The sequence below is a fragment of the Pseudomonas sp. DNDY-54 genome (genome assembly GCF_019880365.1).
In the GTDB taxonomy this organism is placed as follows: domain Bacteria; phylum Pseudomonadota; class Gammaproteobacteria; order Pseudomonadales; family Pseudomonadaceae; genus Stutzerimonas; species Stutzerimonas stutzeri_P.
On record NZ_CP082271.1, the window covers coordinates 3415835 to 3442485 of the forward strand.

The 26651-nt window shown below is 60.8% G+C and carries 25 protein-coding genes; 13 read left to right on the plus strand and 12 right to left on the minus strand.

Annotated elements, in window-relative coordinates:
- Window positions 1-20 precede the first annotated feature (20 nt).
- The 5 genes from rng to mreB form a co-directional block, all read right to left on the minus strand.
- Window positions 21-1478, minus strand: coding sequence for a ribonuclease G (gene rng, locus K4O48_RS15905; protein ID WP_222909348.1), 1458 nt, complete (start codon window positions 1476-1478; stop codon window positions 21-23).
- A gap of 87 nt (window positions 1479-1565) precedes the next feature.
- Window positions 1566-2156, minus strand: coding sequence for a Maf family protein (locus K4O48_RS15910; RefSeq protein ID WP_222909349.1), 591 nt, complete (start codon window positions 2154-2156; stop codon window positions 1566-1568).
- 81 nt (window positions 2157-2237) lie between these two features.
- The gene (gene mreD, locus K4O48_RS15915; protein ID WP_222909350.1) at window positions 2238-2726 is read right to left on the minus strand and encodes a rod shape-determining protein MreD; all 489 of its coding nucleotides are present in this window, start codon (window positions 2724-2726) and stop codon (window positions 2238-2240) included.
- Window positions 2723-3682: a rod shape-determining protein MreC gene (gene mreC / locus K4O48_RS15920; RefSeq protein WP_222912123.1), complete on the minus strand. Its 960-nt coding sequence runs from the start codon at window positions 3680-3682 to the stop codon at window positions 2723-2725. The genes mreD and mreC overlap by 4 nt, the downstream gene beginning before the upstream one ends.
- 125 nt (window positions 3683-3807) lie before the next feature.
- Window positions 3808-4845: a rod shape-determining protein MreB gene (gene mreB, locus K4O48_RS15925; RefSeq protein WP_045424672.1), complete on the minus strand. Its 1038-nt coding sequence runs from the start codon at window positions 4843-4845 to the stop codon at window positions 3808-3810.
- Window positions 4846-5158: 313 nt separating this feature from the next.
- On the opposite strand from mreB, the gene gatC reads away from it, so the two are divergent.
- The 6 genes from gatC to K4O48_RS15955 all read left to right on the plus strand — a co-directional run bounded on the left by gatC (window position 5159) and on the right by K4O48_RS15955 (window position 11143).
- Complete coding sequence (gene gatC / locus K4O48_RS15930; RefSeq protein ID WP_222909351.1) at window positions 5159-5446, plus strand: Asp-tRNA(Asn)/Glu-tRNA(Gln) amidotransferase subunit GatC; 288 nt, start codon at window positions 5159-5161, stop codon at window positions 5444-5446.
- A 14-nt stretch (window positions 5447-5460) separates the two neighbouring features.
- Entirely contained in the window at window positions 5461-6912 is a 1452-nt protein-coding gene (gene gatA / locus K4O48_RS15935; protein ID WP_222909352.1) for an Asp-tRNA(Asn)/Glu-tRNA(Gln) amidotransferase subunit GatA, read from the plus strand.
- A gap of 10 nt (window positions 6913-6922) precedes the next feature.
- Window positions 6923-8368 (plus strand): Asp-tRNA(Asn)/Glu-tRNA(Gln) amidotransferase subunit GatB, encoded by a 1446-nt coding sequence (gatB, locus tag K4O48_RS15940; RefSeq protein ID WP_222909353.1) that lies wholly within the window; start codon window positions 6923-6925, stop codon window positions 8366-8368.
- A 152-nt stretch (window positions 8369-8520) separates the two neighbouring features.
- The gene (locus K4O48_RS15945; RefSeq protein WP_222909354.1) at window positions 8521-8901 is read left to right on the plus strand and encodes a septal ring lytic transglycosylase RlpA family protein; all 381 of its coding nucleotides are present in this window, start codon (window positions 8521-8523) and stop codon (window positions 8899-8901) included.
- Window positions 8902-8931: 30 nt separating this feature from the next.
- The gene (locus tag K4O48_RS15950) at window positions 8932-10017 is read left to right on the plus strand and encodes a calcium/sodium antiporter (RefSeq protein WP_222909355.1); all 1086 of its coding nucleotides are present in this window, start codon (window positions 8932-8934) and stop codon (window positions 10015-10017) included.
- Between the two features lie 34 nt (window positions 10018-10051).
- Window positions 10052-11143, plus strand: a complete 1092-nt coding sequence (locus K4O48_RS15955) for a calcium/sodium antiporter (RefSeq protein WP_222909356.1) — start codon at window positions 10052-10054, stop codon at window positions 11141-11143.
- Between the two features lie 55 nt (window positions 11144-11198).
- On the opposite strand, the gene K4O48_RS15960 is transcribed toward K4O48_RS15955, so the two are convergent.
- From K4O48_RS15960 to K4O48_RS15985, 6 genes are all read right to left on the minus strand, one after another.
- Entirely contained in the window at window positions 11199-11624 is a 426-nt protein-coding gene (locus tag K4O48_RS15960; RefSeq protein ID WP_222909357.1) for a polymer-forming cytoskeletal protein, read from the minus strand.
- An 18-nt stretch (window positions 11625-11642) separates the two neighbouring features.
- On the minus strand, window positions 11643-11999 hold the full coding sequence (locus tag K4O48_RS15965) for a hypothetical protein (RefSeq protein WP_222909358.1): 357 nt from the start codon (window positions 11997-11999) through the stop codon (window positions 11643-11645).
- The gene (locus K4O48_RS15970) at window positions 11980-12969 is read right to left on the minus strand and encodes a M23 family metallopeptidase (protein ID WP_222912124.1); all 990 of its coding nucleotides are present in this window, start codon (window positions 12967-12969) and stop codon (window positions 11980-11982) included. The genes K4O48_RS15965 and K4O48_RS15970 overlap by 20 nt, the downstream gene beginning before the upstream one ends.
- Before the next feature lie 173 nt (window positions 12970-13142).
- Window positions 13143-14084, minus strand: a complete 942-nt coding sequence (locus tag K4O48_RS15975; RefSeq protein WP_222909359.1) for an AEC family transporter — start codon at window positions 14082-14084, stop codon at window positions 13143-13145.
- 124 nt (window positions 14085-14208) lie between these two features.
- Window positions 14209-14769: a response regulator transcription factor gene (locus K4O48_RS15980; RefSeq protein WP_222909360.1), complete on the minus strand. Its 561-nt coding sequence runs from the start codon at window positions 14767-14769 to the stop codon at window positions 14209-14211.
- A gap of 32 nt (window positions 14770-14801) precedes the next feature.
- Entirely contained in the window at window positions 14802-16058 is a 1257-nt protein-coding gene (locus K4O48_RS15985; RefSeq protein WP_222909361.1) for an ATP-binding protein, read from the minus strand.
- 150 nt (window positions 16059-16208) lie between these two features.
- Between K4O48_RS15985 and K4O48_RS15990 the strand changes: the two genes are divergently transcribed.
- The 6 genes from K4O48_RS15990 to K4O48_RS16015 all read left to right on the plus strand — a co-directional run bounded on the left by K4O48_RS15990 (window position 16209) and on the right by K4O48_RS16015 (window position 23105).
- The gene (locus K4O48_RS15990; RefSeq protein WP_222909362.1) at window positions 16209-16904 is read left to right on the plus strand and encodes an SIMPL domain-containing protein; all 696 of its coding nucleotides are present in this window, start codon (window positions 16209-16211) and stop codon (window positions 16902-16904) included.
- A 275-nt stretch (window positions 16905-17179) separates the two neighbouring features.
- Window positions 17180-19294 (plus strand): TonB-dependent receptor domain-containing protein, encoded by a 2115-nt coding sequence (locus K4O48_RS15995; RefSeq protein ID WP_222909363.1) that lies wholly within the window; start codon window positions 17180-17182, stop codon window positions 19292-19294.
- Between the two features lie 138 nt (window positions 19295-19432).
- Window positions 19433-20026, plus strand: coding sequence for a PepSY-associated TM helix domain-containing protein (locus K4O48_RS16000; protein ID WP_222909364.1), 594 nt, complete (start codon window positions 19433-19435; stop codon window positions 20024-20026).
- A gap of 9 nt (window positions 20027-20035) precedes the next feature.
- Window positions 20036-20545 carry a DUF2271 domain-containing protein gene (locus tag K4O48_RS16005; protein WP_222909365.1) on the plus strand — a complete coding sequence of 170 codons (510 nt, stop codon included), beginning with the start codon at window positions 20036-20038 and terminating at the stop codon, window positions 20543-20545.
- Between the two features lie 16 nt (window positions 20546-20561).
- On the plus strand, window positions 20562-21437 hold the full coding sequence (locus tag K4O48_RS16010; protein WP_222909366.1) for a DUF4198 domain-containing protein: 876 nt from the start codon (window positions 20562-20564) through the stop codon (window positions 21435-21437).
- A 105-nt stretch (window positions 21438-21542) separates the two neighbouring features.
- Window positions 21543-23105, plus strand: coding sequence for a sulfite reductase subunit alpha (locus tag K4O48_RS16015; protein WP_222909367.1), 1563 nt, complete (start codon window positions 21543-21545; stop codon window positions 23103-23105).
- Between the two features lie 191 nt (window positions 23106-23296).
- Here the strand turns inward: K4O48_RS16015 and K4O48_RS16020 are convergent, their stop codons facing one another.
- A complete protein-coding gene (locus K4O48_RS16020) occupies window positions 23297-24460 on the minus strand; it encodes a type III PLP-dependent enzyme (protein WP_222909368.1) in 1164 nt (387 codons plus the stop codon).
- 520 nt (window positions 24461-24980) lie between these two features.
- Between K4O48_RS16020 and K4O48_RS16025 the strand changes: the two genes are divergently transcribed.
- On the plus strand, window positions 24981-26564 hold the full coding sequence (locus K4O48_RS16025) for a peptide chain release factor 3 (protein WP_222909369.1): 1584 nt from the start codon (window positions 24981-24983) through the stop codon (window positions 26562-26564).
- The last annotated feature ends 87 nt before the right edge of the window (window positions 26565-26651 follow it).

Consider the following 26651-nt stretch of genomic DNA (forward strand, 5'->3'; position numbering starts at 1 on the left):
ATGGCCTAACTCGCGTCTATTCAGAGCAGCACCACGTCGTACTGTTCCTGGGAATACATGGTCTCAACCTGGAATTTGATCGAGCGGCCGATGAAGCTCTCGAGATCGGCGACGTTGCCCGACTCCTCGTCCAGCAGACGGTCGATCACCTTTTGGTTTGCCAGCACGCGATAGCCTTCCGGCTGATAGGCGCGGGCTTCGCGGAGGATCTCGCGGAAGATTTCGTAGCAGACCGTTTCTGGCGTCTTCAGCTTGCCGCGCCCCTGGCAACAAAGGCAGGGTTCGCAGAGCACTTGCTCAAGGCTCTCGCGGGTGCGCTTGCGCGTCATCTGTACCAGGCCTAGTTCGGTAATCCCGATGATGTTGGTCTTCGCGTGGTCGCGCTCAAGTTGCTTCTCCAGGGTGCGCAGAACCTGCCGACGGTGCTCCTCGTCCTCCATGTCAATGAAATCGATGATGATGATGCCGCCGATGTTCCGAAGCCGCAGCTGACGCGCGATGGCCGTGGCTGATTCGAGGTTGGTCTTGAAGATGGTCTCTTCAAGGGTGCGATGACCAACGAAGGCACCGGTATTGACATCGATGGTGGTCATTGCCTCGGCCGGATCAATGATCAGGTAGCCGCCGGACTTGAGCATGACCTTGCGCTCGAGGGCTTTCTGAATCTCGTCCTCGACACTGTAGAGATCAAAAATGGGGCGCTCGCCCGGATAATGCTCCAGCTGCTCGCCGAGCTCGGGCATCAGCTCGCCTACGAACTGGCTGACCTTCTGGAAATTCTCGCGGGAGTCGATGCGAATCTTTTCGATGCGCGGGTTGACCAGATCACGCAGCGTGCGCATGGCAAGCGACAGGTCTTCATAGATGACCGAAGGCGCACCGGCGGTTTTCATCTGGCTGTCGATCTGCTCCCAGAGCCGGCGCAGGTAGCGGATGTCCATCAGGATCTCGTCGCTCCCGGCTCCCTCGGCCGCGGTGCGCAGGATGAAGCCACCGGTTTCCTTGATCCCTTCGGCCTCGATGCACTCGGCGACCACCTGCTTGAGCCGCTCACGCTCGCCTTCATCTTCAATCCGCAACGAGATGCCGACGTGGCTGGTCTTGGGCATGTAGACGAGATAACGCGAGGGTATCGATAACTGAGTGGTCAGCCGAGCGCCCTTGGTGCCGATCGGGTCCTTCGTGACCTGCACGATCAACGCCTGCCCGTCGTGCACCAGCGCGCTGATCGGCTCAACCGCGTTGCCTTCTCGGCTCGAGATTTCCGAGGCATGAATGAAGGCGGCACGCTCCAGGCCAATGTCTACGAAGGCCGCCTGCATGCCCGGAAGCACCCGCACCACCTTGCCTTTATAGATGTTGCCAACGATGCCCCGCCGCTGGGTGCGCTCGACATGCACTTCCTGTAGGACACCGTTTTCCACCACCGCCACCCGCGATTCCATCGGGGTGATGTTCATCAGGATTTCTTCGCTCATTTTTATTCTCGGCCGATGGACGGGTGAACCAGCCGAAGCTGACCAATGGGTTCGATTCTAACGGGATACGCCGTCAATCCACAGGCTCTAGACGGAGCTTTTGGTCCAGTACGCTACCCCATGTGCATCGAGCAGCTGCGCAGTCTCACATAACGGCAAGCCGACTACGCCGGAGTAGCTACCTTCCAAGGCGCTGACAAATACCGCCCCCCAGCCTTGGATGGCGTAGCTACCCGCCTTGTCCTGCGGCTCGCCGCTGGCCCAGTACGCCTCAGCCTCGTCGCGCCTGATGGCGCGGAAGCGCACGCGACTGGTCACCAGACGGACCACGCAACCCGACTGGCTTGCAAGGGCAACGGCCGTCATAACCTCGTGCTCGCGACCTGACAGCGCCTCCAGCGTTGCCAGCGCCTCTGCCCGGTCAGCAGGTTTTCCGAGAATTATCTGATCCAGCACGACCGTGGTGTCTGCACCGAGCACACACGCGGACGCATCGTCGGCGAGCGCCAGACCCGCCAGGGCCTTCTCGCGCGCGAGGCGTTGGACGTAGACCTCAGGCGTCTCATTGGAATCGGGCGTCTCATCGACAGAGACCGACAGAAGAGAGAAGGGAACGCCGATCTGCCTCAGCAGTTCGCGGCGGCGCGGTGACGCGGAAGCGAGAAACAATGCAGGCATGCTGCCTCCTTGCGTGAAGAGCGAGGCAGGTTCGCATATCCACACAAAACCCGGAAGTTGCCGGGCGGACCGATTACCGAGTCAGTAGACGTTGAAGCGCCGCCGCGCCCATTGCAGGGCGACGAAAACCCACGGCCAGAGCAATGCGCTCACAGGCACCGGGACGAGGAAAAGAAGCGTGGGCGGGCGGTTGCCAGTCAAGGTGTTCAGCCATAGCTGCACAAGCTGCCCGAGCCCGAGAATGACCAGCAATACCAAGCTTTGCTGCAGCAACGGGAACATGCGCAGACGCTGCTGCAGGCTCAGCACCAGAAACGTCACCAGGATCAGCGGCAGCCCGTTCTGCCCAAGCAGGGTGCCCGACAGGACATCGAGCATCAGGCCGAAGAAAAACGCTGCGCCCATGCCGCCCCGGTGGGGCAACGCGATCGCCCAGTAGGCGATGAACATGCCGAGCCAGAGCGGACGCGCGAGTCCAAAGCTCTCCGGCATTGGCGCCACGCTGAGCAGCAGAGCGACCAACAGCGACAGCCAGATAACCCAGCCATTGTTCAATCGTCCGCTGATCATTGCGGCGCCCCGGCAGATTCCGGCGTGGTATTCGGGGCAACGGGTGCTTGGGAGGGCGGTTCCGCTGAACCCTCCGTGGACTCAGGTGAAGCCTGCTCGGCGGCCTCGCGATCGGCGGACTCCTGCGCCTGGGCAGCCGCCGTGGCGCGCTCCTCTGGTGATCGCGAATCGCTGAAAACCAACAGTAGATAACGGCTGCGATTGAGCATGGCCGTGGGAATGGCGCGGACGATCAGGAAAGGCTGGCCCGATCCGCGCACCACTTCAGTCACCTGGGCCACCGGATAACCGCTAGGAAAGCGCTGCCCCAACCCCGAACTGACCAGTAGATCGCCCTTTTTGATGTCGGCTGTCTCAGCCACGTGCCGCAGCTCGAGATAATCCGGACTACCGGTGCCCACCGCAATCGCGCGCAGCCCGTTGCGATTGACCTGTACCGGGATACTGTGGGTCACGTCTGTCAGCAGCAACACGCGTGCGGCATAGGGCATCACCTCGACGACCTGCCCCATCAGCCCGCTGGCATCGAGCACCGGTTGACCGAGAAACACGCCATCACGCTCACCCTTGTCAATGAGGATCCGATGCGTGAAGGGATTTGGATCCAGCCCAATCAGCTCGCTGACGATCACCTTGTCGTCTACCAGCGCCGCTGAGTTGAGCAGTTCGCGTAGGCGCACATTCTGCTCGGTCAGCATCGCCAGCTTCTGCAGACGCCGCTGCATGAGCAGCGCCTCCGCTTTGAGCTTTTCGTTCTCGGCCACCAGGCTCGTGCTGCTGGTAATTTGCTCGGTGGCGCGCTGCCAAGTGCGAACCGGGAGGTCGGCCAGCCAGTAAAACGGCGTTAGCACCAGCCCCATCTGGCTGCGCAAGGGTTTGAGCGTCTCGAAACGGGCATCTACCACCATTAGCGCGACACAAAGTACGGCGAGCACCAAGAGGCGCACTCCGAGCAAAGGTCCTTTGGCGAATAGTGGTTTGATTGACAAGTCCTCGCAGCTACAGCTTCAAACTAAACGCGACAAGCCGAGAGCAGACCCTGGCCTGCTATCGGCTTGCGCTTGGAGCTTATCGCTTGAGCTTACTCAGTGGACAGCAAGTCCATGGCGTGACGGTCCATCATTTCCAGGGCTCGACCACCGCCGCGTGCCACGCAGGTCAGCGGCTCTTCCGCCACGATCACTGGCAGGCCAGTCTCTTGAGCCAGCAGCTTGTCGAGGTCGCGCAACAACGCGCCACCGCCGGTAAGCACCAGGCCACGTTCGGCAATATCCGAAGCCAGCTCAGGTGGCGACTGCTCAAGCGCGCTCTTGACCGCCTGCACGATGGTCGCCAGGGATTCCTGCAGCGCTTCGAGTACTTCGTTGGAGTTGAGGGTAAAGCTGCGCGGTACACCTTCGGCCAGGTTACGGCCACGCACATCGACTTCGCGGATGTCGCTGCTCGGGAATGCCGTACCGATTTCCTGCTTGATGCGTTCCGCAGTGGATTCGCCGATCAGGCTGCCATAGTTGCGACGCACATAGGTGACGATGGACTCGTCGAAACGATCCCCGCCCACCCGGACGGATTCGGCGTAAACCACACCATTGAGGGAGATCAGCGCGATCTCCGTGGTACCGCCGCCGATATCAACCACCATCGAGCCGCGGGCCTCGTCGACAGGCAGGCCGGCGCCGATGGCGGCTGCCATGGGTTCTTCGATCAGGAAGACTTCACGCGCGCCGGCACCCAGCGCAGATTCACGGATTGCACGGCGCTCAACCTGCGTAGATTTGCAGGGAACGCAGATCAGTACGCGAGGGCTGGGCTGGAGAAAGCTGTTTTCGTGAACCTTGTTGATGAAGTACTGCAGCATCTTTTCACAGACGCTGAAATCGGCGATCACGCCGTCTTTCATCGGGCGGATGGCGTTGATGTTGCCCGGTGTGCGGCCAAGCATGCGCTTGGCATCGGTACCTACAGCAACAACGCTTTTTTGGTTGCCATGGGTACGGATGGCGACGACCGACGGCTCGTTCAGGACGATGCCGCGATCGCGCACATAAATAAGGGTATTGGCAGTGCCCAGGTCGATCGACAAATCGCTGGAAAACATGCCACGCAGTTTCTTGAACATGGAGAAAGGGCCCTGGGGCAAACGCGTGGGGAAAAAAGTGCCGCAAACTCTAACAATGGTGGGAAGTTAGGGCAAGGCGCGTGTCCGCGCTTATCTGGTCAGACGTGAGCCACTGCGCGAAAAATGGACAGCGCCATCAGTTCATCGCAGGGGCCGCAAGCCGCAGCCGTGCTACCGACAAGCGCCTCAGGCATGTAAGATTGACGGCTTTTCCGGGCTCGAATGCCCGCCGCCGCGGTTCGACACCGTTGCCCTTGTGTTGGCCTTTGCCGACGGAAGGCATACCCGATTCGCTTCCTGTTGGAGATTCCCGATGGCGCTTGAACGCTCCGAGGTGGAAAAGATCGCTCATCTGGCCCGCCTGGGCCTGAATGAAGACGACCTGCCCCGCACCACCGAGACCCTGAACAACATCCTCGGCCTGATCGACCGCATGCAGGCCGTCGACACCAGCGGCATCGAACCCCTGGCGCATCCGCTGGAGACCTACCAGCGGCTGCGCTCCGACGCCGTCACCGAAAGCAATCAGCGCGACGCCTATCAGGCCATCGCCCCGGCCGTGGAAGACGGCCTGTATCTGGTTCCGCGGGTGATCGAGTAATGAAGGACGCCGACATGCATCAGTTGACCCTCGCCGAGATCGCCCGCGCGCTTGGCGACAAGCAGTTCTCCGCCGAGGAGCTGACCCGCTCGCTGCTGGCGCGCATCCAGCAGCTCGACCCACAGCTGAACAGCTTTATTACTGTCACCGAAGAGCAGGCCATCACCCAGGCCAAAGCCGCTGACGTGCGCCGCGCCAACGGCGAGAGCGGCGCTCTGCTGGGTGCACCGATCGGTCACAAGGACCTGTTCTGCACCCAGGGCATCCGCACCAGTTGCGGCTCGAAGATACTCGACAGCTTCCAATCGCCCTACAACGCCACTGTGGTCGAGCGGCTGGCCGCCGCTGGCGCCGTGTCGCTGGGCAAGCTGAACATGGACGAGTTCGCCATGGGCTCGGCTAACGAGTCGAGCTACTACGGCCCGGTAAAGAACCCTTGGGACCTGAGCCGTGTGCCCGGTGGATCGTCCGGTGGTTCCGCCGCGGCGGTTGCGGCGCGGCTGCTGCCCGCGGCCACAGGCAGCGACACGGGCGGTTCGATCCGCCAGCCTGCGGCGCTGACCAACCTCACCGGCCTCAAGCCCACCTACGGCCGCGTATCGCGCTGGGGCATGATCGCTTACGCCTCCAGCCTCGATCAGGGCGGCCCGCTGGCCCGCACAGCTGAAGACTGCGCGTTGATGCTCGGCGCCATGGCCGGCTTCGATACAAAGGACTCGACCAGCGTGGACCAGCCGCTGGACGACTACCTCGCCGCGCTGAGCAAGCCGCTGACCGGTCTGCGCATCGGCCTGCCGAAGGAGTACTTCGGCGAGGGCCTGGATGCCAAGATCGCCGACGCGGTGATGGCGGCAGTCGAGGTGCTGAAGAAGCTTGGCGCCACGGTGAAGGAGATCAGCCTGCCGAACATGCAGCACGCGATCCCCTCCTACTACGTGATCGCTCCGGCCGAGGCCAGCTCCAACCTGTCGCGTTTCGACGGCGTACGCTTCGGCTACCGCTGCGAAAACCCGGTCGACCTGACCGACCTCTACAAGCGCTCCCGCGCTGAGGGCTTCGGTGACGAAGTCCGCCGCCGGATTATGGTAGGTACCTATGCGCTGTCCGCCGGTTACTACGACGCTTACTACCTGAAAGCACAGAAGATCCGCCGACTGATCAAGAATGACTTCGTCAGCGCCTTCGACGACGTCGACGTCATCCTCGGCCCGACCACACCGAACCTGGCGTGGAAGCTTGGCGAAAAGAACAACGACCCGGTCTCGGCTTACCTCGAAGACATCTACACCATCACCGCCAACCTCGCGGGCATCCCCGGCCTCTCCATGCCGGCGGGCTTCATCGACGGTCTGCCGGTAGGCGTGCAGCTGCTGGCGCCCTACTTCCAGGAAGGTCGCCTGCTCAACGTCGCCCATCAGTACCAGCAGGTCACTGAATGGCACAAACAAGCTCCGAGCGGATTCTGAGGACGAACACATGCAATGGGAAACCGTGATCGGGCTGGAAATCCACGCACAGCTCGCGACTCAATCGAAAATCTTTTCGGGCAGCGCCACCACCTTTGGTGCCGAGCCCAACATCCAGGCCAGCCTGGTTGACCTCGGCATGCCCGGCACCCTGCCGGTGCTCAACGCCGAAGCCGTGCGCATGGCCTGCAAGTTCGGCCTGGCGATCGATGCCGAGATCGCCGAGAAGAACGTCTTTGCGCGCAAGAACTACTTCTACCCGGACCTTCCCAAGGGTTATCAGACCAGCCAGATGGACCATCCCATCGTCGGCAAGGGCTATCTGGACATCACCCTGGAAGATGGCACCACGCGCCGCATCGGCATCACCCGCGCCCACCTCGAAGAAGACGCAGGCAAGAGCCTGCACGAAGACTTCCAGGGCATGAGCGGGATCGACCTGAACCGCGCCGGCACGCCACTGCTGGAAATTGTCTCCGAGCCGGATATTCGTTCCGCGAAGGAAGCGGTGGCTTATGTCAAAGCCATTCACGCCCTGGTGCGCTACCTCGGCATCTGCGACGGCAACATGGCCGAAGGCTCGCTGCGCTGCGATTGCAACGTCTCGGTACGCCCGAAGGGACAGGCCGAGTTCGGCACCCGCGCCGAGATCAAGAACGTCAACTCTTTCCGCTTCATCGAGAAGGCAATCAATCACGAAGTGCAGCGGCAAATCGAACTGATCGAGGATGGCGGCAAGGTGGTGCAGGAAACCCGTCTGTACGACCCGAACAAGGACGAGACGCGCTCCATGCGCAGCAAGGAGGAAGCCAACGATTACCGCTACTTCCCCTGCCCCGACCTGCTGCCGGTCGTGATCGAGCAGACTTTCCTCGATGAAATCCGCGCCAGCCTGCCGGAGCTACCCGTCGAGAAGCGTGCACGCTTCGAACGCGAGTTTGGTCTATCCACCTACGATGCCGACGTGCTGGCGGCCAGTCGCGAAATGGCCGATTACTTCGAAGCGGTGCAAAAAGTCTGCGGTGACGCCAAGCTGGCCGCCAACTGGGTGATGGGCGAACTGTCCAGTCTGCTCAACAAGGAAGGTCTTGAGATCGACCAGTCTCCGGTATCGGCCGAACAACTGGGCGGCATGATCCTGCGCATCAAGGACAACACCATCAGCGGCAAAATCGCCAAGATGGTCTTCGAAGCGATGGCCGCCGGCGAAGGCTCGGCTGACGAGATCATCGAGAAGAAAGGCCTCAAGCAGGTCACCGATTCCGGTGCCATCGAAAAGATGCTGGACGAGGTGCTAGCCGCCAACGCCGAGCAGGTCGAGCAGTACCGCGCCAGCGACGAAGCCAAGCGCGGCAAGATGTTCGGCTTCTTCGTAGGCCAGGCCATGAAAGCCTCAAAGGGCAAGGCCAACCCCGCTCAGGTCAACCAGTTGCTCAAGCGCAAGCTGGAAGGCTGATTAGCACGGGCCCGTCTGGGCCCGTTACTTCTACACCGCGTGAATTCTCCACCGCGCCAAACGGATGAGTGAACGGCCGCGCGCTCACGTGCTCAAAACCTGACGAGACCGAACCAGAAACCGCTGCCTGATCCGTTCAGGAAGGATTGCTCATGCAAACCAGAATGCTGACCCTCCCTTTCCTGCTCGCCCTTGGCGCCGGCTGTACCGAATCGCCCGAGGCAGACGCAACCGAAAGTACGCTGACCCAGAAGGGCAAGGCGTCGTATTACGCGCGCAGCTTTCACGGCGAGCAGACGGCAAGCGGCGAAACCTTCAATCAGAACGAGCTGGTCGCTGCCCATAAAACGCTGCCCTTCGATACACGCGTACAGGTCACCAATCTTGAAAACGGCAAGCAGGTAACCGTTCGGATTAATGATCGAGGACCTTACAAGCCGGGTCGAATCATCGACTTATCCAGGGTCGCCGCTAACCGAATAGACCTGCTGGAGGATGGCGTCGCCCCCGTCAAGATCGAGACACTTGACTGAGTATTAGCAGAATCACCTAGAGGAGATTTGATGAGTTTGTTGACGTTTGGCTACCTGATTGGCGGTCTCGTTCTGCTGGTCATAGGCGCCGAAGGCTTGGTCCGTGGCGCCTCAAAGCTAGCCGCGCGCTTCGGCATATCACCGTTGATCATCGGCCTCACCGTCGTTGCATTCGGCACCAGCGCACCGGAAACAGCGGTCAGCATCCAGGCGTCTTTAGACGGCAGCGGCGACATCGCCGTCGGCAACGTCATCGGCAGCAATATTGCGAATATCCTGCTCATCCTCGGTCTTTCAGCACTCATCGCGCCGTTGGTGGTGTCACGTCAATTGGTGCGCCTTGACGTACCGGTGATGATCGGCGCAGGCGTGCTGACATTTGCCCTGGCCTGGAATGGCAGCGTTAGCCGTCTGGATGGCTGCATCCTGTTGGCGTTTCTGTTGCTTTACACCGCGTTTCTAGTGGCAGCGAGCAAACGCGAAAAGACGCTCGCTCGAGTGGACGAGTCGTTGGTGCAACCTGATACCGATACAGCCGAGGGCCCGTTCAGCTGGGTCATGCAGCTGCTACTCGTACTGCTCGGTTTGGCGCTGTTGATTCTCGGCTCCAACCTGCTGATTGAAGGCGCAGTTTCACTTGCCAGGGCATTGGGATTGTCGGAGCTGGTGATCGGGCTGACGGTTGTTGCGGTAGGCACGTCGATGCCGGAGCTGGCGACTTCGCTGCTGGCTGTCTACCGAGGCGAGCGGGACATTGCGGTCGGCAATGTCGTGGGCAGCTGTATATTCAACCTGTTATTGGTCCTCGGCGCGGGCGCGGTCGTCTCGGCCGACGGCCTCTCTATTTCGCCAAACGCGTTGGCGTTCGACCTGCCCGTCATGCTCGCGGTGTCCGCAGCCTGCCTACCGATATTTTTTTCCGGCTACCGCATCAATCGCTGGGAGGGATTGCTGTTCTTTGGCTACTACGCCGCCTATACCCTTTATCTGGTGATGTTTTCGACTGGCTTACCGGCAATCAACCTCTTGCGTCATGCAATGACTTGGTACGTATTGCCCTTGACCGCCATCACGCTTTTGGTGATCTTTCTGCGCGCCTGGAAACACCAGCGCTGAGCCACCCGGCCTCTTCCCTTGGAGCAACTCTTTCGTGTCCCTGATGACCTTCGTCTATTTGATAGCCGGCCTGGTGCTTCTTGTCGCCGGTGCTGAAGTTCTGGTGCGCGGTGCGGCCAAGCTGGCCGCGCAGTTCGGCATTCCGCCGCTGATCATCGGCCTCACCGTCGTAGCCTTCGGTACCAGTGCGCCTGAAACCGCAGTAAGCGTGCAGGCATCGCTGAACGGCAGCGGTGATATTGCCATCGGCAACGTGCTGGGCAGCAACATCGCAAACGTACTGTTAATCCTCGGCATGACCTCGCTGGTTGCGCCGCTAGTCGTCTCGCGCCAGCTGATACGTCTTGATGTACCGATCATGATCGGCGCCAGCCTGATCACCTACGCCTTGGCCTGGGACGGCGCGCTCAGCCGACTCGACGGCGCCCTGCTATTTTCGGCAGTGGTCGGCTATACGTTGTTCTTGATCATCAGCAGCCGTCGCGCTAACGCAGCGGCGATGGCGGACGATGAGTTCTCCAAAGAGTACGGCCCTGATACGCAACCCAAGCGCTATGCCAGTTTGATTAACGCAGGCCTGGTGCTTGTCGGCCTGGTACTGCTTGTCGCGGGTTCCAACTTCCTGGTGGAAGGTGCGGTATCGCTGGCGCGGGCGCTGGGCCTGTCTGAGCTAGTCATTGGACTGACAGTGATCGCCGTCGGCACCTCACTGCCAGAACTGGCAACCTCGATACTGGCGGCCATTCGTGGCGAACGCGACATCGCCGTCGGCAACATCGTTGGCAGCAACATATTCAATCTGCTTTGCGTATTGGGGCTGGCATCGCTCGTATCGCCAGACGCGATCGGCGTGGCGGCCAGTGCACTCGCGTTCGACTTCCCCGTCATGATCGCGGTGGCGTTGGCCTGTCTGCCGATATTCTTCACCGGCTACAGCATCAATCGTTGGGAAGGCCTACTGTTTCTAGCCTATTACATCGCGTACACGGTGTATCTCGTAATGGCCAGCACCGGGCGCCCGTTTGCCGAAACCTTCGGCGACGCGATGATCGGGTATGTCGTACCGCTGACAGCGATAACGCTGGTGGTGATTGCCAGTCGCGCCTGGAAAAAGCAACCTCGATAGCTCAACGAGTGATGACAGCACTGAAAACGCGGACCGGGAGTTCGCGTCTGTCGCTTCAGCCCTCGCGAGCCTGAGGCTGCGGTAGTTCGAAGACCTGTCCGGCCTCCTCATCATCCCCCATCCGATTGAGCGTGCCGTCGACGATGGCACCGTTTTCCATGCTCAGCTGGCGGTAGCGGATATTGCCGCATACCCGCGCGTTGGAATGCAGCTCGAGCAGATGTTCTACAACCAGATCACCAATGATGGTGCCGTCAATCAGCGCATCGTAACTGCTGACGTTGCCTTCGATTCGGCCGTCGGCGCTCAGCGCCAGAAGGCTATGGGTACCCGGCTTGTGGCACACATTGCCGCGTATCGCGCCGCTAACCTTGAGTCCTTCCTCGAACTCCATGTCGCCGACAAGCGAAAGATTCCCGGAAATCAGGCTCGAAAACTGGTCAATGACGACCCGAGGCACTGATTTTTTCTTATTAAACATTCAACTACTCCAAAACGTTTAGCGGGTTTTCTTCTGCTGTCGGAAGAAAGCCAGATCGGTCTGCAATCGTTCGATTTGCGCAGACAACTTGGTGATACGCCCCAGAAGCTGCTCCTGTGTCGCTTCGGCTTCCTGGTTCTTGAGGTCGGCCTGTGCGAGTGCAACCCGAAGCGCCTGATTCTCAGCGATTAACACCGCGCGACGCTGCTCCTGACCGACATCTTCCGCAACACGGAAATACACCAGCGCCCCGATCACACAGAGCAACAGTAAGACAAGCCATAGCCATGGGCGGGAGGTACGAGTGACCAACAGGCGGTGCTCACCACGCACCAGCCGCCGCGTGTCGGGTCTTCTAGTCGTAAGCCTGAACATCGTCGACTCGCTCTAGATCGCCGAGCGCGAGAAAGCGCTGAGGATCGACGAACTGCCCTTTGTGCAGTACCTCGAAGTGAAGGTGCGGGCCCGTAGAGCGCCCGGTGGAACCGACTGAGCCGATCCGCTGCTCAGGCGTCACCACATCACCAGTTCGCACGTCCATCCGCGACAGGTGCGCGTAGCGCGTCACCAGGCGGTTGCCGTGATCGATTTCCACCAACTTGCCATAACCGCCTCGAACGCCGGCAAAGCGGATCCGACCTCCCGCTGCAGCTGTGACTGCAGAACCGGAGCGCAACGAGAAATCCACACCGGAATGGAACGCCGCTTGCTTCCTGAACGGATCGATACGGTTGCCAAAGGATGAACCGAGGCGCGCCTCACCCACCGGCCGCCGCGACGGTATAGCCATCAGAGCTGCGTTGCGCTCGGCTGCCCGTTGCATCATCCCATCCAGCACGGCGCGCATGCAGCTAGCTGACGCCTCGGTGCGTTCCAGGTCCTCCAGCGAGAGGCCGTCTGCCTTCAACAGCGGCTGGCCTGAGCAGCCTTGCGGAGGCAGCAGAATCCCGCCCTGCCCAGTGCTGCCGCTGGCCGAATCCTGAGGAAGCAACACTGGAAGCAAACTTGGGTCGAGCGTGGAAAGTTGCGCAGTCAGAACACGCTGTTCACTCATCATCTGCTGCAGCGCCAGTACATCAGACTCCAGCGTTTTCAGCCGCCCCACCACTTTGCCGACGCGCGCGATGGCGAACCGCTGTTCATAACCAACGTCCGGCTCTTCGAGACGTGCCGACTCGTGCTCAGGAGCAGCGTCCAGATCCCGTCCTAGCCAGACGCCACCGGCAAACGTGCCGAGGTTAAGCAAAAGCAGCAACGCAACACCTAAGCCGAGCTTGCGGCGCAGGTTGACGATGCGATTGACATCGCGGGTCAGCGAACGGCTCGAAGGTGAAAATAGCGACATCATGCAGTTCCCGAACTGAAGGCGGCCCGACTCCTGTGTAACAGGCTGTCGATTGTCCGAGGCAATGTGACCGAAACGGGCGTTTCTTTCTGAGGCGTATTAACAATTACGACTGCGCCAAGCCTTTCTTAAGCTGGAAAGCCGATATTGATCACAACACCGACAGGCGGTGCTTAGATCCACCCCAGCCAGCCGAGCAAGAACAGCCCGACATTGATGCTCAATGCCGCCATTAGCGTCGTGATCACGATAATGATCGCCGCCAACTGGTGGTTGGCGTTCACCGCGCGCGCCATGACAAAGCTCGCTGATGCGGTAGGGCTGGCGAAGTAGAGAAACAGAATGCCAAGCTCGGGACCGCGGAAGCCGGCCAGCCATGCCCCGACGGTCGCGAGCGCAGGGAGCCAGATCATTTTCATCAGGCTCGAGCTCAATGCGAGACGGCTGCTTTCACGCAGAACGGACAGAGAGAGCGTGCCGCCGATACAGATAAGCGCCAACGGCAGGGTCATCTGTGCGAAATACTGGCCGGACGTCATCAGCCATCCCGGCAACGGGATCTGCCAATAGGCGAAGGGGACCGCCACCGTCACTCCAATAACGAGTGGATTACGCAGAATACTGAGGAGGATAGCGCCAGCGCCTGAGCGCCCGTCCGGGCTGTAGATGGCCAGTATCAGAGCGGACAGACTGTTGTAGAGCAGGATCACTACGCCAGCCAGAACGCCGCCGAGGGAAAGGCCATAGTCACCGTAGAGACTGGTCGCCAACGCCAGGCCGACAATGCCGTTATTACCGCGAAAAGCGCCCTGAACGTAAACGCCGCGATCTGCCACTGGGCAGCGCCAGAGCGCCCAACCCCACGCCAGAAAGAACGTCACGACAGTGGCGATGACGTAATAGATCAGCAGGGCTGGCTGTAGCGCCGCGTCAAGGTCAGCCTTGATGATAGAGATGAACAGCAGGGCTGGCATGGTGGCCTTGAACACCAGAGCCGAGGCCGTCTGAATAAAAGCCGCATCGATCCAGCCCAACCGCTTGAGTGCAACGCCCAAGAACAGCATGACGAAGACCGGAGCAGTGATGCCCAGGGTTTGGATCGCGACAGAAAGCATGAACAAACTCGGGGTGCGAAAGGCGGAGTAATGTTAACCGCAGACCAAGGCCTGGGCTGGCAAGGGGCCTTCGCAAGAAAGAGGCGGTTAGCCGTTACTCATGCCGCCTGTTGCTTGGGACCGCTTAACGCCGAACGGGCCGCTTCTGCAATTTGCGTTGCAAGGTCCGCCGGTGCATGCCCAATGCGCGAGCCGTAGCGGAGATATTGCCGTCATGCTCGGCCAGCACACGCTGAATGTGTTCCCATTGAAGGCGATCCACAGACATCGGGTTTTCCGGCACAAGGGTGTCCAGATCGGCGTGCTTGGAGAGCAAGGCGGCCAGGACATCATCCGCGTCGGCAGGTTTGCACAGGTAATTGCAGGCGCCACGCTTGATGGCCTCGACCGCCGTCGCGATGCTGGAATAGCCGGTGAGGATCAGCACCTTCATTTCCGGATCGAGTTCGAGCAGCTTGGGGAGCAGCACGAGGCCCGAGTCGCCTTCCATCTTCAAATCCAGAACGGCGTAGTCCGGCAAATCCTGCTTGGCCATCTCCAGACCTTCTTCGGCCGATCCAGCAATGCTGACATGCAAGCCGCGGCGGCTCATGGCGCGAGCCATGACACGGGTAAAGGTCGGGTCATCGTCCACCAGCAGCAGATGGGGCTGCTCTTCGCCGTCGTGCTGCAACTCTTCGGTCATGTTTGCATTCCTCGCGTATGGGTCACGTCAGGTCAGGCTCGCACCGAGCCATGCGGCAGCCGCAATTCGGTCAGGGTGCCACCATCCTCGTGATTGTAAAGTTTCACCGTACCGCCAGCGCGGGTCACGCTGGCTTGGCTCAAGAACAGGCCGAGGCCGAACCCCTTGCCCTTGGTTGTAATGAAAGGTCGGCCGATTTGTTCCGCGATGGCCAACGGCACACCGGCGCCGTGATCGCGAATCGTCAATTTGATCCACTGTGCATCCCAATCCAGACGGATGTCGAGATCGTCCGGGCTGGCGTCGGTCGCGTTATTCAGCAGATTAAGCAACGACTGGCCAAGATCAGCCGGCGGCATCAGGCGCGGCGGCGAACCCTTGCCCAGGCATTGAAAGCGATAGGTTGCCTCAGGGTGCATCAAGTGCCAACGCTGCAAGACCGACTCGACCCACTCGCGCACTGTCTGCTCGATGACGGCCTGCCGGCGATCCGCTTCAGCTGCCCGAACCAACTGCCGCAGGCTTTCCTTGCATAGCTGAACCTGCGACTGCAGGAGCGCCAAATCCTCGCTGAGCTGTGCGGGCTCTTTGTAATCCTGGCGCAACTCCTTGAGCAATACGCTCATGGTCGCCAGCGGCGTTCCCAGCTCATGCGCCGCACCGGCCGCCTGGGTCGCTACGGCCAGCAACTGCTGGTCGCGCATGCTCTCTTCTCGGCGCTGGGCCTGGAGCTGTTCTTGTCGTCGCAACTGCTCAGCCATTCGGGCAACAAAGAAAGTGATCAGCGCCGCGGCGAGCGCAAAGCTCAGCCACATGCCATAGACCAGTAATGTCGTGCGATCCACTGGCGGCGCAATGACCGGGTCGTACCACACCAGCATCAGCGTATAGCCTGCCAGGGCCAGCCCGGAGAGGACGACGGAATACAGCCACGGCAACGTTGCGGCTGCAATAGTGAGCGGCACCAGGTAGTACGACACGAAGGGATTGGTCGAGCCGCCCGAGTAATACAGCAGGGCGCTGTGGATCAGCAGATCGGCGGCCAGATGCACCGCGTATTCTTGCTCGGTCACAGGCCAAGGCCCACGAAGCCGTATCGCTGTACCGAGGCAGATCAGCGCAGAGACGGCCAGCGTGACGCCCAGATGGAACCATGGCAGCACAAACAGCTGGGCGGCGTAGGCGAGCCCCACAGCACCCGCCTGAGCAGCCAGCACCAGGATGCGAATCAGCGTGAGCAGACGGAGGTTCTGGCGGCTGGCGGACAGCAGATGAACGGATGCGTACATGGGGTCTCCAAACGAGCCGCGAGTATAACCAAGCCGTCAGAAAGACGGCTGATCTGCGGCAACGCGACGCACGGAAACACTGCGATGTAGCCGGCAAAACGCTACAGTTTCCAACGCCGCACCGCTGGTGCCTTCGACTCAGGAGCTTTCATGTTCGTTTCCGCCCCCCGCAGCCTTGCGCTCTTAGCCTGTATCGCCTGCCTTCCCGCTGTCGCCGATGAGCAACATTACAACCAGATTTCGCTACGTGCCGAGGCCAGCAGTGAAGTGGCCCATGACCGCATGCACGTCACGCTCTACAGCGAAGCCCAGCATCAAGATCCAGCGCAGTTGGCCGCGCAAACGACCGAGGCCATGAATAGAGCCTTGCAGCGCGCCCGCCAGGCCAAGGGTGTGGTGGTCAGCCAGGGCAGTCGCAGCAGCTACCCGGTCTATGAGGAAAAGGGCCAGCAGATCACAGCGTGGCGTGAGCGGGCCGAGCTGCGCCTTGAAAGTGGCGACTTTACCGCCCTGTCCAAGCTCACCGGCGACCTGATGCAAGACCTGAAAATGGGCGGCATGCATTTCAGCGTTTCCGATGCCATCCGCAAGCAAAACGAAGATGCTCTGCTGAAGGATGCCGTCACTGCCTTTCGCGCCCGGGCACAACTTGCCACCGAGGCGCTGGGCGGTTCCAACTACCGCATCGTCACCCTCAATCTTGGGAGCGGTGGCGGCTACCAGCCGGAGATGATGCGTAGTGTCTCGATGAAGAGCATGGACGCCATGCCGACTCCGGACATTGAAGCCGGCACCCGGCAGATCAGCATCAATGCCGACGGTGTGATTGAAGTGCAAACGCGCTGAAAATCCGCCTAGATCCGGCCAGCCCTGGCCGGATAACCCGCGCCATGCAACAACAACGAACCCGTTCGCCCAACCGCTAGCGGCGTCATGCAGCCGTTTCGCTCGCCGACCTCACGCAAGACACAACTTGAAACATTCCCGCAAAGGTTGATGGCACTAGGCTTCACGCGACCGCGGGAAGGTGGCGGACGGGTCCAAATCGAAAATCCCACCAAAGAGTAATCGCGAATCACTATCATGCGCACCAACATTTAGACCCGCCTAGGATCTCACGCATGCATGTCCCCTTCGCTCGCACGGCCCTGACCACCTCCCTGCTCAGCTGCAGCTTCTTTACGTTTGCCGATGCGAACCCCATTACGCTGGGCGACACGGTCGTCAGCGCCTCCGGTTTTGAACAGAAGATTACCGAGGCTCCCGCGAGTATTAGCGTGATTGGCCGCGAAGAGCTTCAACGCAAGCGTGTCACCAGTCTTGCGGACGCTCTTCAGGACGTGGAAGGCGTCGACGTCGGCGGAACCGTTGGCAAAACGGGCGGTATGAATATCAGCATTCGCGGCATGCCCAGCGACTACACGCTGATACTCATCGATGGTCGCCGGCAGAACGCGGCAGGCAGCGTAACGCCCAACGGCTTCGGTGAAACCTCTACCAGTTTCATGCCGCCCGTCGCTTCAATCGAGCGCATCGAAGTTATCCGTGGCCCCATGTCGACCCTGTACGGCTCAGATGCTATGGGCGGCGTGATCAACATCATCACGCGTAAAGTCGGCAAGCAATGGCACGGCTCCGCATCGGTGGAGAGCACACTGCAGCAACATGACGAATACGGTGATGGCCGCGGGACGAACCTCTACCTCAGCGGGCCACTGGTCGAGGATCGGCTAGGGCTCACCCTCCGCGGCAACTACATCGAGCGCGACGAATCGAACATCCGTTATTCGGACGTCAACAACAATGAAGTCACGCCATGGATGGGCCGCAACCCGGTCGAATCCGATATCTACAATGCTGGCGGGCGCCTGACCTTCACCCCCAACGCCGATCACGATGTGAGCCTCGATTACGAAGTCGGCAAGCAGCGGTATGACAACAGCGAAGGTCAGCTGGGCACCCTCGGCAATCAGGGCTACTCCGACGAACAACGTTACGAACGCGAGCAGTACTACGTCGCGCATACCGGCCGTTTCGCGTTCGGCACGCTGGAATCAAGCCTGACTCGCAATACCACTGAAACCATTGGCCGCATCATCCCTGTGCCTGCCGGCGAGCCGCTACGTGATCGAACGCTGGAGACGGAGAACACCATCTTCGACACCAAATTCATCACGCACCTTGGCAACCATGCAGTAACCGTTGGCGGCCAGTGGTGGGATGCGGAGATGGTAGATGGTGTTATCGACGACACCTTCGAGCATCGCATGACAGCCCTGTTCATCGAAGACGAATGGCGACTGCGTGACGATCTGGCACTGACTCTGGGCGTTCGCCGCGACGATCACGACCAGTTCGGCAGCCAATTCAGCCCGCGTGCCTATCTGGTCTGGAACACCAACGACAACTGGACGATGAAAGGTGGCGTGAGTCAGGGCTTCAAAGCACCGCGCCTCGAACAGCTGGCCGATGGCATCAATGGATTCGGCCGCCAGGGCACGTTGCCGCTGATCGGTAATCCCGACCTGCAGCCGGAAACCAGCACCAGCAGCGAATTCGGCGTCTATTTCGACAACCTGGAAGGCTTCAGCGCCAACGCAACGCTGTTCCATAACAAGTTTGAAGACAAAATATCCACGACCGAGGTGAACAATTGCCGTGTAACCGCCAGTGCGGGTTGCGTCGATATCGGGCCGGGCTGGGAGAGCGTCGCTGAGACGTTTAACAAGAGCATCAACGTCGACGAAGCAGTGACCCAGGGCGTCGAGCTGGCCAGTCGTATGCAACTGGCACCGCGCTGGTCGCTGAGCGGCAACTACACCTACACCGATAGTGAACAGAAGAGCGGCGTTAACAAAGGGCGGCCACTCAGCGACACCCCTGAACACCTAATCAACGCCTCGCTCAACTGGCAAGCCACGGACCGCCTGACCGCCTGGCTACGCGGGGAATACAGGAGCGAGCGTGCACGCAACACCACCAACAGCATCAACTATGCCGAAGAGGCCTTCGGTGATTACAAGGCTTATAGCCTTTTCCATCTTGGAGGCAGCTATCAGGCAACCGAGGCGCTTTCGTTCAACGCAACGATATACAACCTGTTCGACAAGGACTTCCTCGACTACAAGCCCTATACGAATGTAGTCCGTGGCCAGCCTGAACTGGCCTATGACAACGTCTACAACAACAGTCAGGAACGCCGCCGACTGTGGCTTTCTGCAACCTATAACTTCTGATCGCTCCGTAGCAGCGTGCGGCACCGGCCTCGCCGGTGTCGTGCGAATGCGAATGTATGTCTTCTGTAAATTCTTGGCATCTACCCGCGCCTGGACTTTAGAATCCGGCAATCCGTCCCTCCCCACTCAAGGCACCCCATGCACGTCTGGCTCGGCACCTTGCGCCAATGGCACTGGATCAGTTCTGCGCTGTGTCTGGTTGGCATGCTGCTGTTCGCGGTTACCGGGATCACGCTCAACCACGCGGCGCAAATCGAAGCCCGACCAGACATTGTCGAGCGCCAGGCGCGGCTGCCGGCTTCGCTGCAGGAAAAGCTGCTAGCCACGCAACCGAGCGAAGGCCTGCCCGCCGAGTTGGAGGGCTGGCTCGAAAGCGAGCTGAAACTTGAGCTGGCCGGTCGCGAAGCCGAGTGGAGCGACGGCGAGCTTTACGTCGCCCTGCCCCGCCCCGGTGGCGACGCCTGGCTGAGTCTGGATCTGAACAGCGGCGAGCTGCTGTTCGAGGCCACTGACCGCGGCTGGATCGCGTACCTCAACGACCTGCACAAAGGCCGCAATACGGGCGGCGCGTGGAGCTGGTTCATCGATATTTTCGCCGGGGTCTGCGTGCTGTTCAGCATCACTGGCCTGCTGCTGTTGCAGCGTCACGCCAGTGGTCGTCCAACGACGTGGCCCTTGGTCGGCGCTGGGCTGGTGATCCCCTTGCTGCTCGCGCTGCTGTTCATTCATTAAGGACGTTCAATGCGTAAACCCTTGTTGCTATCCCTTGCCCTGCTCACGTCGCCCTTGATGGCCGCGGAGCTGGTGGTCGACGTGGAAATCCCTCGCTTGCAGGTCGCTGAATACCACCGCCCCTATGTGGCGCTGTGGCTGGAAGAGCCCGACAAGCGCCACGTCGCCAACCTTGCCGTCTGGTACGACCTCAAGCTGAAGGACAACGAAGGCGAGAAGTGGCTCAAGGACATGCGTGAATGGTGGCGTCGCAGCGGCCGTAGCCTGCAAATGCCGGTAGACGGTGTCAGCGGTGCGACGCGCGCGGTCGGCACCCACCAATTGACCCTCGACGACACCAAGACGCCGCTCAAGGATCTGCCCGCAGGCGATTACCGCCTGGTGGTCGAAGCCGCTCGTGAAGTGGGCGGGCGCGAGTTGCTGCGCCTACCGTTCACCTGGCCGCCGCAGAACGCTGAAAAACAACAGGCTCAGGGCGAAAGCGAACTGGGCTCGGTCACCGTCCAACTGAATCCATGATCCAAGGAAGCCCAGAATGAAACCTGTCATCAAATGGACCGCCCTGGCTCTGGCCATCTGTCTGCCGCTGTCCGCCCAAGCGCACCGCGCCTGGATGCTACCCTCCGCGACCGTCCTCTCCGGTGAAGATCCGTGGATTACGGTGGATGCCGCGGTGTCCAACGACCTCTTTTATTTCGAGCATTTCCCGCTGCGCCTGCAGGGCATCGGCGAAGTGGATCAGGCCCCCGCTGGCGGCCCACCGGGCATGCGCCCACGTCCTGCCGCACAGTTGCAGGTGATCGCTCCGGATGGCACCCAGGTCCAGCCCGAGAACGGCAGCATCGGCCGGTATCGCAGCACCTTCGATGTGCACCTGACCCAGAAAGGAACCTACAAGCTGGCAGTCGCCAATAGCGGCCTGTTCGCCAGCTGGAAAGAAAATGGCGAAACGCGCCGGTGGATGGGCAATGCACAGACCTTCGCCACGGACGTTCCGGACAAAGCCGAGGCGCTGAAGGTCACGCAGAACAGCAGCCGCATGGAAGTATTTGCGACGTCGGGGGCTCCAACCAAGACAGTGCTCGAGCCCACCGGCGAGGGTCTTGAGCTGGCTCCGGTCACCCATCCCAACGACCTTTATGCCGGCGAAGCGGCTGAGTTCGTCTTCCTGCTTGACGGCAAGCCCGCCGCAGACGTGGAGATCAGCGTGATTCCCGGCGGCAATCGTTACCGCGACGAACTGGGCGAGATCAAGGCCATCACCGATGAGGACGGCAAGGTCAGCATCACCTGGCCGACGCCTGGGATGTATTGGCTGGAAGCCGAGCTAACCAGTGACAAAGGCGTCAGCAAGCCGGCCAGCCAGCGCCGCGACAGTTACAGCGCCACGCTCGAGGTGCTTGCGCTGTAAGTCTGCAAGCGGAGCCAGGGCGAGCTGACCAGAAATGAATCGGCTGGCCCTGTGGTCCGAGCGCTTCCTTGCCCTGCCGCCAACATCTCTGGAAAGGGTCCCTTATTGCCTTCCCCTTCAGTCCGCTTCGTGTCGTTCAGCCAAGCCGTCGTGGCCGCCTGCCTGCTGCTGGGCGCGGCACTGCTCGGGTGGCAGCCGCCGCGAGAACTGACCGCAGCGCTGGTGACGGTCGCCTATCTCACGCTGTGCCTGGTGAGTTGGCGACACCATCGCCACTCGAAGGCGATACAAAGCCTGACGCCAGACGCGCTGCTGATCGCCTATGCCAGTCAAGGTGGCCAGGCCCGGGAATTGGCCGAACGCAGCGCCGCGCAGCTGCATGAAGCAGGACTGACGTGCAATGTATTGCCCCTGAATCGCCTGGACACCCTGCAAGGCATCCGCCGCGCGCTGTTCGTTGTCAGCACCTATGGTGAGGGCGAAGCGCCGGACAACGCGGCGCGATTCGAGCGGCGTTTGTCGAGCCAGGCCATGGACCTGTCTCACCTGGAATTTGCCGTACTGGCGCTGGGCGACGCCCGGTATTCGCATTTCTGCGGCTTTGGCCAACGCCTTGATGCCCGTTTACGCGAGCGACAGGCGGCACCGCTGTTCGACCTGCTCTGCGCCGACCGCGGCGACCCTGGAATACTCCGCCACTGGCAGCATCAGCTGGGGTACCTCAGTGGCCGTAGCGATTATTCAGATTGGCAATCGGCACCGTACCAACCCTGGCGTCTCGATACCCGAACGCGCCTCAACCCCAGCAGCTCGGGTGCGCCGGTCTTTCATCTCGCGCTTGGCGGACCGGCCACGGCGTTCTGGCAGGCCGGCGACATCGCCGAAATTGGACCGCAGCATCCGCTTCGGGAAATCGAAGCGCTGCTGCTCCAGCTTGGTCACGATCCGCACCAGCCAATCCCCGGGGAACAGACTTTGGCCTTGGCTCTGTCGAAACGCCGACTGAGCTCAGATGAAACAACACTGGCGGACCACGACGTCGACGCCCTGCTGTCTTTACCGCTGCTGCCGCACCGCGAGTATTCCATCGCCTCGGTACCCGCTGACGGCACGCTGGAACTGCTGGTGCGCGAGGCTCGCCACGCCGATGGCCGTCTCGGCCTGGGTTCTGGCTGGTTGTGTCAGCACGCTGTGCTCGGCGACGAGCTAGCGCTGCGCATTCGCAGCAACCCCAACTTCCACGGGCCGGCGCACAGCACGCCGATGATCCTGATCGGCAATGGCACGGGTCTGGCCGGGTTGCGCGCGCACCTACGCGAGCGCGCCGCGGTGCCTGGCTCGCGGAATTGGTTGTTGTTCGGCGAGCGCAACCAGTCCATCGACTACTTCTTTCAGCAGGAAATCGAGCACTGGCTCCGCACCGGCCATCTGCAACGACTGGACCTGGCGTTCTCCCGTGATCAGCTTGAGAAGCGTTATGTGCAGCACGCGCTGCGTGACGCCGCCGACGAGCTGCGGTGCTGGATCGACGCGGGCGCCGCGCTGTACGTATGCGGCAGCCTTGAGGGCATGGGCCGCGACGTGCAGCAGATATTGGTCGGAGTGCTCGGCGAGGCTCAGCTCAATACCTTGAGCGAGCAAGGGCGCTATCGCCGCGACCTGTACTGACTCCGGCGCACGAGGCGGCTACAGCCGAGGCCGGGCCAGGCCAGGCCAGGCCAGGCCAGTTTGCAGCTAACCTGCAGGCAAATCGGCAAAGGAGCCGCCGATCTTGCGCTCAGAGGGTCATGGGCGCGGAATGTACGAAACCGTAAACAAAAACGCCGCGGAGTCCGCGGCGTTCTGCATGGCTGGGGTGCTTAGATGTAGTAAGCCTTCAGCGGCGGGAAGCCGTTGAACTCCACGGCGCTGTAACTGGTAGTGTAGGCGCCGGTGGATAGCCAGTACATGCGGTCGCCGATGGCCAGGTTCAGTGGCAGTCCGTACTTGTAGTTCTCGTACATGATGTCGGCGCTGTCGCAAGTCGGGCCGGCGATGACCACTTCTTCCATCTCGCCTTTCTTCTCGGTCCAGATCGGGAACTTGATGGCTTCACCCATGGTTTCGATGAGACCGGAGAACATGCCGACATCGGTATAGACCCAGCGCTCGACGGCAGTACGCGACTTGCGCGCTACCAGCACCACTTCGCTGACCAGAATGCCCGAGTTGGCAATCAACGAGCGGCCCGGTTCGAGAATGATCTCTGGCAGCTCGTCGCCGAAGTCTTCCTTGAGGAAGCGGATGATTTCCTCGGCATAGGTTTCCAGGCTGTTGGTGCGGGTGATGTAGTTGGCGGGGAAACCGCCCCCCATGTTGATCATCTTCAGCTCGATGCCGTCTTCTTCCTTCAGACGTTCGAAGATCACCTTGACCTTGGCAATCGCGGCGTCCCACACGGAGATGTCGCGCTGCTGCGAACCGACGTGGAAGGAGATGCCGTAGGGCTCCAGCTTCAGCTGACGGGCCAGGATCAACAGGTCCATGGCCATGTCGGTCTGGCAGCCAAACTTGCGCGACAGCGGCCAATCGGCGGTGGTCGAGCCTTCGGTCAGGATGCGGACGTAGACTTTCGAACCCGGCGCGGCCTTGGCAATGTTGCGCAGGTCGGCTTCCGAGTCGGTGGCGAACATGCGCACACCCTTGTCGTAGAAGTAGCGGATGTCCTTGGCTTTTTTGATGGTGTTGCCGTAGCTGATGCGCTCCGGGCCGACACCGCGGGACATGACTTTGTCCAGCTCGTAGATCGACGCGATGTCGAAGCTGGAACCCTTGTTCTTGAGCAGATCAATGATTTCGACGGCCGGGTTCGCCTTGACTGCGTAGTAAACCTTGGCGAATTCAAACCCGGCGCGCAGATCGTCGTACGCCTTATCGATGGTTTGGGTATCAATGACCACGAACGGGGTTTCGTGCTGGTCAGCGAAATCCTTCATCTTCTGGAAGGTGGGACGGGAATAGTAGTCTTCAATCTTGATCGACATGCATGGCTCCAAATCGGGAAACGTAAAGTCGGATTAGGGGTGAGCAAGAACGCCTGATCAGTTTCCCCACTTTGGTTCGCCTACTTCCCAAGGCATGTCGCCGAGCATCACGGCCAGGTCCGCGGCAACTGCCGCAGCGGTCTGGTGAAAATCGTGATCTCTCGTCGTCAGTACTTGAGCCGGATGGATCGTTGCCAGCATGGACGTTCGGGCGCGAACTTTAGAACCACTGCTGATTGAGATCAACGAAAAATCCGCGCTCACTCCTTTTTTTGACCCTTCGGCAAACCTACCGTACTCAAACCGACCGATGTGACGCGGGGATGTTCCTTAAACCAGGCGGAAGGACGCCAGTCGCAGCCCCTATAGCCACTCGATCACCGCCCGCGTCTGCAGCTCGCGTCCGCGTCCAATACGTGACCAGCAACACGACGGATCCGTCCGGCGATTGCCATCGCTCACACGGCAGTGCGCTATAATCGCCGGCTTTTTCCGACACGCTTTCTATACCGGGACCGCCATGACCTCTCAGGCCGCCGAAGTCGCGAAGCGCCGCACCTTCGCCATCATTTCCCACCCCGACGCGGGCAAGACCACCATCACCGAGAAGCTGCTGCTGATGGGCAAGGCCATTGCCGTGGCCGGTACCGTGAAGTCGCGCAAATCCGACCGTCACGCGACCTCCGACTGGATGGAAATGGAAAAGCAGCGCGGCATCTCCATCACCACCTCGGTGATGCAGTTTCCCTACCGCGAGCACATGATCAACCTGCTCGACACCCCCGGCCACGAAGACTTCTCGGAAGACACCTACCGCACCCTCACCGCGGTGGACTCGGCGCTGATGGTTCTCGACGGCGGCAAGGGTGTCGAGCCACGCACCATCGCCCTGATGGACGTCTGCCGCCTGCGCGATACGCCCATCGTCAGCTTCATCAACAAGCTCGACCGCGACATCCGCGACCCCATCGAGCTGCTCGACGAGATCGAGGCGGTCCTGAAGATCAAGGCCGCGCCGATCACATGGCCGATTGGCTGCTACCGTGACTTCAAGGGCGTGTATCACCTCAAGGACGACTACATTATCGTCTACACGCCAGGCCACGGGCACGAGCGCACCGACGTCAAAATCATCGAGAAGCTTGATTCAGACGAAGCGCGCAAGCACATCGGCGACGAGTACGACCGCTTCGTCGAGCAGCTCGAGCTGGTGCAGGGCGCCTGCCACGAGTTCGATCAGGACGAGTTCATGAACGGGCAGCTCACCCCGGTGTTCTTCGGTACCGCGCTAGGCAACTTTGGCGTGGATCATGTGCTCGATGCCGTCGTTGACTGGGCACCACGGCCGCTGCCTCGCGCTGCCAACGAGCGCGTTGTCGAACCGGTCGAGGACAAGTTCACCGGCTTCGTGTTCAAGATCCAGGCGAACATGGACCCCAAGCACCGCGACCGTATCGCCTTCATGCGCATCTGCTCAGGCAGGTACGAAAAAGGCATGAAGCTGCGCCACGCGCGCATCGGCAAGGACATCCGCATCGCCGATGCGCTGACGTTCTTCTCCAGCGAGCGCGAACAGCTGGAGGAAGCCTGGGCCGGCGACATCATCGGCTTGCACAACCACGGCACCATCCAGATTGGCGACACTTTTACCGAAGGCGAGAACCTCGGCTTCACCGGCATCCCTCACTTCGCCCCGGAACTGTTCCGCCGCGTGCGCCTGAAGGACCCGCTGAAATCCAAGCAGCTGCGCCAGGGCCTGCAGGAACTGGCCGAAGAAGGCGCCACCCAGGTGTTCTTCCCCGAACGCAACAACGACATCATCCTCGGCGCGGTCGGCGTGCTGCAGTTCGACGTCGTCGCCAGCCGGCTGAAGGAGGAATACAAGGTCGAGTGCGCATACGAGGCGATCAACGTCTGGTCGGCCCGCTGGATCGAGTGCGACAACGAGAAGAAGCTCAAGGAATTCAGCGACAAGGCCTACGAGAACCTGGCGGTCGATGGTGGCGGACACCTGACCTACTTGGCGCCGACGCGGGTCAACCTGAGCCTGATGGAAGAGCGCTGGCCGGATGTGAAATTCAGGGCGACGCGCGAGCATCACTGACATAGGGGTGCGCCTGCTGCAGGCGTAGTTGATTTTGCGCGGCATGCCACTGCGCTCATCTGAAAGCACTCTCGCAAGGAAGCGAGA